Origin of the sequence: Mycobacterium sp. 1245801.1, from assembly GCF_001673055.1 — a bacterium.
Classification (GTDB): Bacteria; Actinomycetota; Actinomycetes; order Mycobacteriales; family Mycobacteriaceae; genus Mycobacterium; species Mycobacterium europaeum_A.
Map to the genome: position 1 here is coordinate 16,602 of NZ_LZKY01000228.1, position 10,535 is coordinate 27,136.

Annotated in this window: 10 protein-coding genes and 3 pseudogenes; 6 read left to right on the top strand and 7 right to left on the bottom strand. The window is 61.3% G+C overall.

Annotated features, from left to right (window positions below; translation table 11 throughout):
* Window position 1 precedes the first annotated feature (1 nt).
* Window positions 2–808, top strand: coding sequence for a DUF5336 domain-containing protein (locus tag A5622_RS14980; protein ID WP_156752964.1), 807 nt, complete (start codon window positions 2–4; stop codon window positions 806–808).
* Here the strand turns inward: A5622_RS14980 and A5622_RS28325 are convergent.
* Together A5622_RS28325 and eccA are read right to left on the bottom strand one after the other, a co-directional pair.
* Complete coding sequence (locus A5622_RS28325; protein ID WP_156752965.1) at window positions 786–1,877, bottom strand: MinD/ParA family protein; 1,092 nt, start codon at window positions 1,875–1,877, stop codon at window positions 786–788. The two genes, A5622_RS14980 and A5622_RS28325, sit on opposite strands and share 23 nt — an antisense overlap.
* A 17-nt stretch (window positions 1,878–1,894) precedes the next feature.
* Window positions 1,895–3,706: a type VII secretion AAA-ATPase EccA gene (gene eccA, locus A5622_RS14990; RefSeq protein WP_066859731.1), complete on the bottom strand. Its 1,812-nt coding sequence runs from the start codon at window positions 3,704–3,706 to the stop codon at window positions 1,895–1,897.
* A gap of 155 nt (window positions 3,707–3,861) precedes the next feature.
* Here eccA and A5622_RS14995 point away from each other — a divergent pair, with 155 nt between their 5' ends.
* From A5622_RS14995 to A5622_RS30785, 3 genes and pseudogenes are all read left to right on the top strand, one after another.
* Window positions 3,862–4,182 carry a hypothetical protein gene (locus A5622_RS14995; RefSeq protein WP_066859734.1) on the top strand — a complete coding sequence of 107 codons (321 nt, stop codon included), beginning with the start codon at window positions 3,862–3,864 and terminating at the stop codon, window positions 4,180–4,182.
* Between the two features lie 32 nt (window positions 4,183–4,214).
* Window positions 4,215–4,565 (top strand): YbaB/EbfC family nucleoid-associated protein, encoded by a 351-nt coding sequence (locus A5622_RS15000; RefSeq protein ID WP_232002163.1) that lies wholly within the window; start codon window positions 4,215–4,217, stop codon window positions 4,563–4,565.
* A gap of 450 nt (window positions 4,566–5,015) precedes the next feature.
* Window positions 5,016–5,150: pseudogene (locus A5622_RS30785) on the top strand (indole-3-glycerol-phosphate synthase TrpC); the annotation flags it as partial.
* Window positions 5,151–5,491: 341 nt separating this feature from the next.
* On the opposite strand, the gene A5622_RS15010 reads toward A5622_RS30785, so the two are convergent.
* Window positions 5,492–5,788 (bottom strand): hypothetical protein, encoded by a 297-nt coding sequence (locus tag A5622_RS15010; RefSeq protein ID WP_156748691.1) that lies wholly within the window; start codon window positions 5,786–5,788, stop codon window positions 5,492–5,494.
* A gap of 23 nt (window positions 5,789–5,811) precedes the next feature.
* Window positions 5,812–6,057 (bottom strand): hypothetical protein, encoded by a 246-nt coding sequence (locus tag A5622_RS15015; RefSeq protein ID WP_156748692.1) that lies wholly within the window; start codon window positions 6,055–6,057, stop codon window positions 5,812–5,814.
* 448 nt (window positions 6,058–6,505) lie between these two features.
* Here A5622_RS15015 and A5622_RS15020 point away from each other — a divergent pair, with 448 nt between their 5' ends.
* Window positions 6,506–6,892, top strand: coding sequence for a hypothetical protein (locus A5622_RS15020; protein ID WP_156748693.1), 387 nt, complete (start codon window positions 6,506–6,508; stop codon window positions 6,890–6,892).
* 675 nt (window positions 6,893–7,567) lie between these two features.
* On the opposite strand, the pseudogene A5622_RS30170 reads toward A5622_RS15020, so the two are convergent.
* A pseudogene (locus A5622_RS30170) lies at window positions 7,568–7,731 on the bottom strand (acyl-CoA dehydrogenase family protein); the annotation flags it as partial.
* Window positions 7,732–8,383: 652 nt separating this feature from the next.
* On the opposite strand from A5622_RS30170, the gene A5622_RS15025 reads away from it, so the two are divergent.
* On the top strand, window positions 8,384–8,761 hold the full coding sequence (locus tag A5622_RS15025) for a DoxX family protein (RefSeq protein ID WP_082990440.1): 378 nt from the start codon (window positions 8,384–8,386) through the stop codon (window positions 8,759–8,761).
* A 267-nt stretch (window positions 8,762–9,028) separates the two neighbouring features.
* Here the strand turns inward: A5622_RS15025 and A5622_RS15030 are convergent, their stop codons facing one another.
* The gene (locus A5622_RS15030; protein WP_066859751.1) at window positions 9,029–9,760 is read right to left on the bottom strand and encodes an alpha/beta fold hydrolase; all 732 of its coding nucleotides are present in this window, start codon (window positions 9,758–9,760) and stop codon (window positions 9,029–9,031) included.
* A gap of 6 nt (window positions 9,761–9,766) precedes the next feature.
* Window positions 9,767–10,230, bottom strand: a pseudogene (locus tag A5622_RS30790) (hypothetical protein); the annotation flags it as partial.
* Between the last annotated feature and the right edge of the window lie 305 nt (window positions 10,231–10,535).

The following is a 10,535-nucleotide window of genomic DNA, read 5'->3' on the forward strand; positions in this document are numbered from 1 at the left end:
CATGACCGACCCGCAAAGTGATTCGGCATCCGCCGGTTACGGCGCGCCTGGCTATACCTATGGCGGAAGCCCATTGAGGGCTGACTCGTCTCAAAGACGAGTGAATCGGCTACGTCAATCTTTGTGGGTCGCTGTCGCGGTGCTGGGCCCGACGGCCTTGGCGGTCAGCCTCGGCACGCGCGAGCTGCTCGGATTCCCGGTGCGGCTCAGTGTGTTGGCAGCGATCGTGGCGGCGGTCGGATTGCTGCCGGGCCAGTCCGTGCGGGGCTGGATTGTCGTCACACTCGCCGTCGCGGGTCTTTCTGACACGCTTGCCGACTGGATCCAGGCTGACGAGCACAGGTGGGCATTGGGCAGCATCCTGGCCCTCACTTCTCTGCAGGCCCTCGCCGCGCTCGTTGCGTTGCTCCACGAGGCCAAACTTGTCAGATCCGCTGAATTGGCCCATGCCCGTGACTATTCAGCGTATGTACGCCTCGCTCAGGCGTACCAGGCATATGCGATGCAGTATCAGCCGTCGCCGCCTGAGCAGTATAGTGCTGACGGGCAGGCCACTGCGCATGCGCACGCTGAGGCCGCCGCGGCCGCGCGCACGCATGCGACGCGGGAGTCCTATGAGGCGCTGCAAGCCAGATATGCGCGGTACAACCCAGGCGCCCCTGCTCGACAATCACGTGGCGCGGCCGAGGTGCCGTCTGTCACACCGGTGGCCGATGCCGGCATGGATCGCGGTGCAGGGGAACAGCATCGGTACCGCGACGGTCAGGCGAACTCCGGCCGCGGGATCATCGAACCGGGTGAGCCGTAGGGCGACGGAACCCGTCGGCGACCGAGGCAGCGAGTTGCATGTACGCGCCTCGTGTTTTGCGGTTCAGTAGCTCCAATGTAATTTCTCCACCCGCGGCAAGGTGATGGTCATAGGGCACGACGAATATCGAACGCACCTGAGATTGGAAACGTTGAGTCAGCTGCTCGACGTTGATCGGCATAGCACCCGGTCGAGCTGAACTGAGCACCACGCTGGCATCGGGCACCAAATGGGCGTAGCCGTGGTATTGCAGCCAATCAAGTGTCGCCAGGGCGCTGCGCGCGGAGTCGATCGCCGGCGAAGCTACCACGACCAAGGCATCCGCCACTCCAAGAACACCCCGCGTGGCAGAATGCGTCAAGCCTGTGCCGCAGTCCATCAAGATGATGTTGTAGAAGCGGTCGAGGATTCGGTGTACGGCGCGATAGTCGCCTTCCGAAAAAGCCTCCGAAATAGCAGGATCGCGCTCGGAAGCAAGAATTTCCAACCGGCTGGTGCTCTGCGACGTATGCCGCCGCATCTCGGGGTACCGCAAGATCTCCGGTTCCAACAGAAGATTGCGCACGGTTGATCGGCTCTGATTCGGGCCGCGTCGGGCTAGTGTTCCGAAGTCGGGGTTGGCGTCGACGGCGATCACTCGGTCTCCCCGCAATGATGCGAACGTGGCACCTAACGCAAACGTAGTCGTAGTCTTACCGACACCACCTTTGAGGGAAAGCACAGCGATGCTGTAGGAGCCTGGTACCGGTTGATTGATGCGATCAGTCAGCGCTTGCAACAGCGATTCGGCCGCGGACTCGCCCGGGTTCAATTTACCAGCGGTTAAGCGGTGCACCATCTTTCGCCAACCCTGGCGGGGAACCGGCTTGGTAGGACGAATCAATCCGAGTTCGTTGCCGCCCGGTGTGCTTAAGCCCGGCTGCCGTGTCGGCGCGCCCGGTCTGGTGCTGGTGAAGTTCGTATCAACCAGTGCATGACGCCCGGCCACCGGTGGTGGTGAGCGCAACGGGTTGACCGCAGGGTTGGTGGGTTCATCGACCGCGTCAGCACCGCCAATTTCGTACGTCAAAACAGCTCCCGGGATGTTTATTTGAGATTCAAGGTTTGCAGAACGCCGCTCAGCGCCGCCTTCATGTCGGTTCCTTCGATGCGCATCAGGACCTCCTCGTCGAGGGTGTGCAGCCCGGCCTCGGGACCCTCGGTGAGACGGTAGGCACGCTCCTCCTCGGCCGCTTCGATGACGTTACGCACAAAGCGTCCGTTACCGGCCAAATCGATGCCCTTGCGTAAGTTGCCGTCGTGATCGGTGGCCTCCTCGGCGCACAGTCGAGTGCACACGGACACGAGCTCTTCGTAGGCGGCGGGTGTCAGTTCGGAGTCGCGCGATTTCGCGATCAGCCGGCCGATATCACCCAGCTCCGCGGGGGTATAGGACGGAAACCGAATGCGTTTGGTGAACCGCGACGAAAGGCCCTCGTTGGCGGAGAGGAAGCGGTCGATCTCTGCGTCGTATCCGGCGATGATCACGACCAAACGGTCGCGATCGTCTTCCATACGGGCCAGCAGGGTGTCGACCGCCTCACGCCCGAACGCGTCGCCGCCCGACAATCCGGTCTGAATCAAGGTGTACGCCTCGTCAATGAAGAGCACCCCACCCAAGGCGCTGTCGATCAACGTGCTCGTCTTGATCGCGGTGCTTCCGAGGTGCTGGCCGACAAAATCCTGTCGTTTCGCTTCGACGACGGAAAGCGACTCCAAAAGACCGAGGCCGCAGTAGGTTTTAGCAACGACGCGAGCGATCGTGGTCTTGCCGGTCCCCGGTGGGCCGGTGAACGCCAGATGAAGGCTGCGTGACCCGGTACTAAGGCCTTTGTCCTCGCGCAATTTCGCCAGTCGCGCCGCCGACCGCAACTTCGCGACTTGCACCTTCACCTCGGTGAGCCCGACCTGGCGGTCGAGTTCCTGCTGCGCCGCGAGCAGATGCACGTTGCCGCGCTCGTTTATGGAGTCGGCGTCACGGTCCGCCTGCGTCGGAGCGCTAGCCGGGTCCCATTTGTCGGTGCGGGATTCGATGACTTCCTTGGATGTAATGACGAGTCGGTACTTCGGATCGGTCAGGGCTGCGTAATTGGCCTCGAATCCCGGTTCTTCGCTGTAAATACGCTCGAAGATCTTCCGTGCCTCTGGTTCATTGCCCATTTCTCGCAACGTGAGACCCTTGCAGAACTCGGCGGCCCGGCGAGCCGCCGGAATCGGGCCTTCGAGTGCCTGGTCGAGCCGGCGTAGGCCCTCCCCGAACAGTCCCATCTGGGCGCACGCCGAGCCCACCATGAGATGTGCGCCCGCCGCCAGGTATTGGTCGGTGAATGACGCGGAGTGGGCCAATGCCGTCAATACATCGGGCCAGCGCTGGGTGGTGAAGTGCAAGATACCCCGGATGTAGGCGCATATTTCGTCGGTCGTCGAGTCCGGCATTGTTTCTCGCCGTGCGGCCAGTTCGCTGAGAGCCCGCTCGGCTTCGTCGTAATCCTTGCCCTGAATGAGGCTCGCGGCGTACGCGAGTTTGACCTCGGTCAAAGAGCTCAAGGTGTAGTCCACGTAAAGGCCGGTCTCGAAGCGCCCGCAGAGTGCGCGGGGTGGAAGACCCAGCCGCCGCTGTTCTCGTCCTAACACCTCGCTTGTGCGATGCAGGTGGTGAATTACTTCCGCGGTCGTTTCGCCCGCGGCGGCACGGCCGAGCCAGGCGTCGCACATGTCCGGGTCATATTCGGTTGCTCGTTTGAAAGCTGAGCTGGCGTACTGGATGTCGCGTTCGACTTCCAGCCCGTCGATCGGGATGCCGAGAGACAGCACCCCGGCGTCGAAGACACGCTGCGCGTTCCTGCTATTACCACTCATTGGTGGCCCCAACTTCCTTTCGGCTGGCACCGGCTCGCGAACGGCTGACACAGGCAACGCACTCGTTTGCCGGACAGACGACTACTGCCGGGTCGCCTGCAATTGTACTAAGCTGCGGGACAGAGTCTTTCGAAGGATTGGCAAGGACAACGGTTATGGAAGGATCGCTGAGATCCCCCGACGGAGGGATCCAGGTTCGAACGACCGAACGCGGGCTGCCCATCGCACTGAAGCTCGATCAGCGCGAGCTTTCGAAGCCGCCGGCGCAATTGGCACGCGAGATTCTTTTGCTGTGCGAGCTTTCGGCTAAGCGCATGCAGGTCGTACGCCGGCGTAGCCTGATTGCCAACGGTTTCAGTCCCGCCGTCGTTCATGATCTGAATCTCAGCACCGAAGAAGAGCTGGTTCAAGCGGAATCGCAGCTGCGCGACGATGATCCGGACGGTGCCTCCGACACGGGGATGCGCGTGGTGTGACGGGTGGTCTAGCGGATTCGGTGATCTCACGCGTGGTCAAGCAGCGCGACTTGGTACAGGCGATGGATCAGCACTGCAAGTCCATCTCGGTGCGAGTAACGAGTCGCTGTAAGACGGTAAGTGTTGAAGTGGACGGGCTCGGTGCGATGACCGGCCTGTCGCTGGGAGAAGCTGCCTATCACAAAGGTTCTGAGGTTCTCGCCAAGCTGATCGTCGACTGCGCGCATGCGGCCGTGAAGGAAGCGCTGGACCGGCAAAGCTATTTGATCAGGGAGTTCACGGAGCGGATGACCGCTCTGCAACGAACACCGCTCACCCGAAGCGATGGCACGACGTTCCAGCCGGGTTCGGCGACGAACAAGCCATCAGATCTGCGCATGTGATTCGAGGCGACTGAGAGGTGTTGTCTAACACCAGGTCTGATCGGGCAATAATCGGGGCTTAACTGTTAGTGAGATTCTTTCAGGTGGGAAATGTTGGCTACTAAAGTGCTGCACGCTCACGCACGGTTTGTTACGTCACCTGAGATTGGGTCCCTGACCTCGGGCACGAACCTGGAGCAGGCGAAACTCAACCCATACGAAGCCGCGGTGCAGCGAGGTCGTAATGAGCGTTTGGGACGGAATCCTCGACGGTGTCCGTGAGGATCTGGAGGCGCGGAGGCGCCGAACATCGCTCGCTGAGTTGGAGGCCAGGGTGGCCGACACACCGCCAACCCTCGATCCGCTGCCGCGTTTTCGCTCCTCATGGCTGATGATCACAGGGGAGGTAAAACGCAAGAGCCCGAGTAAGGGAGCGCTCGCCGATGTCCTCGACTCGGCCGCGCTGCGGCTCAGTACGGGGCCGGCGGAGTTCACTCGATCAACGTTTTGACCGAGCACCGCCGATTCGGTGGATCGCTGGCCGACCTGGATCCTGTCCGGCAGCAGGTCGACGGGCTGGTACTGCGCACGGACTTCATTCGTTGACGATTACCAGTTGTGGGAGGCAGGCGCACACGGCGCTGATTTGGCTCTGCGCATGGTGGTTTCACTCAAGCGACTCCGAACTGGTCGACATGAGGGGATTAAGGAACTTGGCCTGACGCCGCTTGTCGAATCACACAGGGTCGACGAGATCGGTCGTGCGTGGCGGCAGGCGCCGACTGGTTTTGCCCGACCGCCACTGCCTACTTCAACACCGCTCTAGTCGCCAACCTTGCCGACCAAATCCATTGGTTCTCAGCTACTTTGGGCCACCTCGTGTCCAGCGTTTTGCTACTGTTGTGTCATGGGCGCGCGGGGCGGCCGGGATGCCAAACGTGGGTGCATCAAGCTCTCCACGTGGGTGGGACTGCGCGCAGCAGTTCCTGTAGGTGGGCCGCGTCGTCGCTGTGTTGGTAGGCGTCAAGCCATTTGAGCAGTTCGGTGATCAGTGTCGCGGGTACCGGCAGAGCAGCGCGGATCAGCGTCGCGATCGCGGTGTAGGAATCACCCGAGCCGAGGACGGCATACAGCCAGGTGCGTTCGGCGGCCGGAAGCGCTGGGCTTAGTTCGTCAGCCAGTTTCCACGCCAGGTCCGCTTCGGTCCAGTCGTCCATCTGGTTGGTTATCGTCGGCGGCGGCATGTAGCGCAGTCTGCCTACCGCGGTTAGAGCTCGAGGCCGGCATTGCGGTCGTGGTCGCGGCCGCGGACTCGGTTGTGTTCGGCGATGGCGTTCAATTGCTGCGCGGTAGTGGCAATGTCGTGCAGCTGCGCCAGGACGCCGTTGCGCTGGCGCAGCAGATGCTCGGCGCGGTTTCGGTCGGGGCTGGGGGTTTTGGGTATCGGCAGATCGTGGGTGAGCGCGGCGAGCAGGGTGTGGGCGGGCTGCTGGTGGGCGGTGGTGATAAACACGAGTTTGGTCTTGGTGCCGGCTGCGCTGTGGCGAACCAACGCAGTTGGCGGGCTGGGTGTCGTCGACGATGACCAGGCTGACTAGCGCCGGCCTGTCGTGCTTGGCGGTGAGGTCGCTGGCGGTAGCTGTGATCGGTGGCGCCGGTGGCGGCAGGGATGCTCGGTGGCGCTGTCGGCGCCGGTGAGCGCGACGAGGTTTGAGCGTTCGGGCCCCCGCCCGCTTACCAGTGCGCCAAAATCGGTGCTGACCTGGAGAATGACCGCCGCGTTGGCCGGTGCGTCGCTTCAGGTCGAAATACATTGTGTGCGCGGGGTCACATCGGCTGTGAGCGCTTGGTGCATGTAGTTCGCCTAGTTGATGCGTTTTCTCAGACAGACGGTCAGCACCACCGCCGGTGTTCGCGGGACCACCGTGGATGAGGTCATCTTTGGGCGCAGGGAGCATGTGATGAAACTCGAGGAAAGAGCGCTAACCGATGTTGCGATCGAGGCGCTCGGCAATAGCTTGTCCGCAGAACAGGGTTCCCCAGCGAGATGTCTTCGCTTCTCGAACGGTAGCGGTGTCGGTGCGGACCGTTGGCAGCGAAACGAATCCGGGTTGGTGCGCCGGGCCGGCGGTGTCCGGAAGCTGTTTGTTGACAGCCTCATCTGCATCGTCCTGGTGCTGGTGTGCGCCTTGCTGTTGGCGGCCACCTTCGGAAAGCTCGACTGGTTCAATACGACAGCTGGCTCGACCTGTTTGCACCACCACAGTCAAAGCGCTGATTCCTTCGTTCAGCTAAGGCCCAGGGAATCAAGTCTTCCCAGCACGCCGAACAGTAATGAAGGCGTCTGATCGGTGCTGGGTGGCTCGATCATTTTCGGTGGCTTGGTCAATAGCCATGTGTCTTAGTCCATTTGGCGCCGGGCGTCGTGCTGGCCACACGATCGGCGCTGCAGGCCAAAGTTAGCGTTAGATGGCGTCGGCAACTTCACCCATCGGGCAATCGTAGTGACCCAGGCCGTCAGCCGCGCTGATTCCTCGGCCCTGGGGGCCTCCTCGATACTGACCGCTCCCGTGTGCTAGACGTCACAGACGGCCATGCATGTACCAGGCCACTGCTGCGCCCTTAACCAAGTGATGACCATCCACGTGAGCAGGGACGAATGGTCAGCCACTTCGGACAATACGTGCTTGGCAGTCCCCCTTTCTGATGGATTGTCCTGGCGGGCAACGCATCAACGGTACCGATCTGCGTCCCGCCCTCGTTCAAAGGGTGTGTCCGCATAGCGCGGCGGCGCAGATAATCGGCGCGACGCACACAGTCGACGCAGCGGAGACCCGAGCACACGGCGAGCCGTCTAATCGCTACTGGTGTTGACACAATGGGAGTTTCACGATTTTCAGGAGGCGCGATGACCCGAAGCGATAGCGATAGTTGGGCCCTTAATACGGGGTGGGTGCCACGGCCACGATGGTGGCCGCAGCACCAGCCGTCGTAAGCAAGCAATACCACCGCTTTGCAGCGACCCATACGCCGGCGAGCGGTGCCTCGCGGAACAACCGGGCATACCCGAATCCTCGATATAGCCATTACCCCCAGGGCATTCCATTGCCTCGCCCACGCATTCAGTAGCGCGCTTTCACAGCCAGTACTTGACGGCCGCGACACCGATACGTTTGAGCAAGCCCTCGCGCAGACTTGGCACCGACCCAAGCGTGGTCATCGAAGCCCACAGCGAATGGGGAGTCACTCTCTTTGCGACCATGCCGATGCCTCTATGGAGGTACTACGCGCCGTCATCCGCGCCAAAACGCTGTTACGGCACCTGCCACCCAAAACCAAACCACCAAGGGTTCAACATGACTCGTTGATCTATCTCGTGCCTGCCCAGGCGCCAGACAGCCCGATACGCGGTCGATGCGGAAAAAAATACGCGCTTCGGCTGATGTTAGACGCGGTGTGAATCGGTGGAATCCTTTCCATGGCGTTCACAAGGGATCCGCTCATCTTGTTGGCCGGTAAAGGTGTGCGTGCTCAGCCCGAACGCGGGATCTGCTGTAATCCTCTGACATGGTGTCAAGCCTCACGTCCACAGCGTCCGACATGCCGCGGGGGAGTGGCCACCACAGAATGGCGATTGCCTGCTGCATGTTCAGCCTGTCGATCTAAATTCGTGAGCAACTTCAGGTGTCTTTCACCCGCTGCACTGGCAGCCGTATCGGCGTCACCCAGACGGAGTGATTTCAGCTGATGCCGTTTCGTTTTGCCAACGTTGGCGCCTAAAAACCGGATCAAGCGGGTGGGCACGGTCACCACCCAGCACACATGAGGTAAGACGTCGAATGGAATTGGAGCAGTTCAACCGAATGAACATCATAGGAATTGTTCTCACCGACATCCTGTCGATCGCATATTTCGCATCTGGTGCCATGAAGCTCGCCGGCGTGCGGCAATCAGTAGAGATGCGCGACCAGTTGCGAGTCAACACGCGCCTTTGGTGGGTGATTGGCGCGCTTGAGGTACTCGGCGCGATCGGATTACTCGTCGGTTTGGCAGCGCCGGTGGTCGGTGTCGCAGCGGCGATCGGACTGGCGCTGTTGATGGTTGGCGCCATGGCGGCCCATGGGCGCGTGAAGGACATTGGGCACGCTGCGCCCGCCGCGCTGCTTTTAATCAGTGCGGTAGTGATCGCAACAGTGCAAGTCAGAGATACCGTCTAATAGGTCACCGTGAACGTCGGCGTTATTGCCCGGGGCTGTTGGGCACAGGGGTCGCTGGCTGTGCCCGATTGGCCTCCACGGTAACGCTATCTACGCCGAAGCAACCCAACATCGGGCCACAAAGCTCTACCTGCTGGACTCATGCAAGCAGAAACACGCCAGGGTTTCTGGCGCCGCGCCGCAGTGGGCGTTAGGCCACGCTGAGCTCGATGAGTTCGGGCGTTCGTTTAAGCTGTTGGTGCTCGACAAGGTTGTTGTAATGATCGGTTAGTCGCGGCCCGCTTCGATAAGTTTGTCTGCGAGACCTACCGGATTGGTGAGCATTACCTCGTGGCTGCCGGGCATTGACAGGTACCGGTACATGCCGAGTCGGTTGCTCATCCGGGGGTGCCAGCTCCATTGATCCGGCATGAGGATCACGTCATCGGTGCAGTGCAGATAGCTCTTCGGTATGGGCAGGGTCCAAAAGGTTTTGAGGTCGACCCGCTCGGTGAACATTTGGTGGGGCTCAGGTGATAGCTGTGCGTAGGTTGTTCGCGCAAGTGCTAGGTCAGCGTCGTTGATCATCGCCTCGCGCCATATTTCGAAGGGGAGCACCATCGTGTTGTCGGTCGTCGCGGCAGCGAGTTGGGCCAGCATTCCTCGAATGGATGGGGCGACGTTGTCTTCTTGATTTTCGCCGTCATAGAGGACGAAGGCGTTGCAAAACACCAGACGCCGCAGACGGTCAGATACTTGTTCTGCCGCTTTAGCGACCCACGTGCCGCCTCCGCTGTGGGCTACGAGCACAACGTCTGACAAATCGTTTGCAACGATGTGCTCGGCAACCGATTGGGCGCAGTCTGTGATGCTGACGCGCTTGTCGGTGTGTTGGCCGTGTCCGGCCACCGTCGGGGCGTGAGCGACATGACCATGCCGCTGGAGTCGTTCGACGACTCCAGTCCAGGCCGAGCCGTTGTGCCAATTACCGTGTACCAAGACGAAGGTGAGGTGATCCATAACAGGCTAATGGTGGCAAGGCGAGGCGGGGAGTGCCAATTCGTCGAGAGGCGAGCGCATTTGACGACCTTCGTTCCAGCTTACGGGTGCCCGTTGGTGGTCGGTTGTGATGGCGATGTCGATGGGGCGTTGGAGAAGCGTTTTGTGGAAGATGGGGCTGGCGTCCAGATGTGGTGCGTTGATGGCTCGCCAGCGGGGTTGTACGGCGTCGACCAGTTTTTATGCTATGTCAATCCGGCTGAGCGTGAACCGACGCCTGGGTACCTTGGTGCGCAAACATACGGTGGCGAAGGAACTTTCGATCGGTTGGTGGTCGGCAAGTGGATCGCAGGCGCGGCGGGGTAGCGAAAGTACTCCAGCAGGCCGTCGAGGTCGATGATCTTGGCGACGGGGCTTGGGGTATTTGGCGGCGTAGTCGAGTTCGAAGCCTTGACTGCGACTTGGGCCTTGTCGATGTGGCTGGCGTTGTGGCCGCTGGGGTGTTTTGGCGGATCGAGGGTGGGTGGCGCACAGTGTCGACCTGCCCGAGTTGTTCCGAACGGCTGGTTAGTCTGCCAAACCAGCCAAAGCGCTTCCCGCGGAGGCGATCGAGTTCATGCGGCTCGTCGGCGCGACTCGGGAATAGGCGTACACCGAACGTGCCAAGGCGCCTGCAGCTGGGCGTTTTGCCACGGCTAGCGCTGCGCATCGGTGCTTGGCGCGCCGACGAGGCGCTCAGCTCGCCTCGGCCATCGGCATGGTGCGCTTCAGGATGGTCGTCAAGTCCAATCCTCGG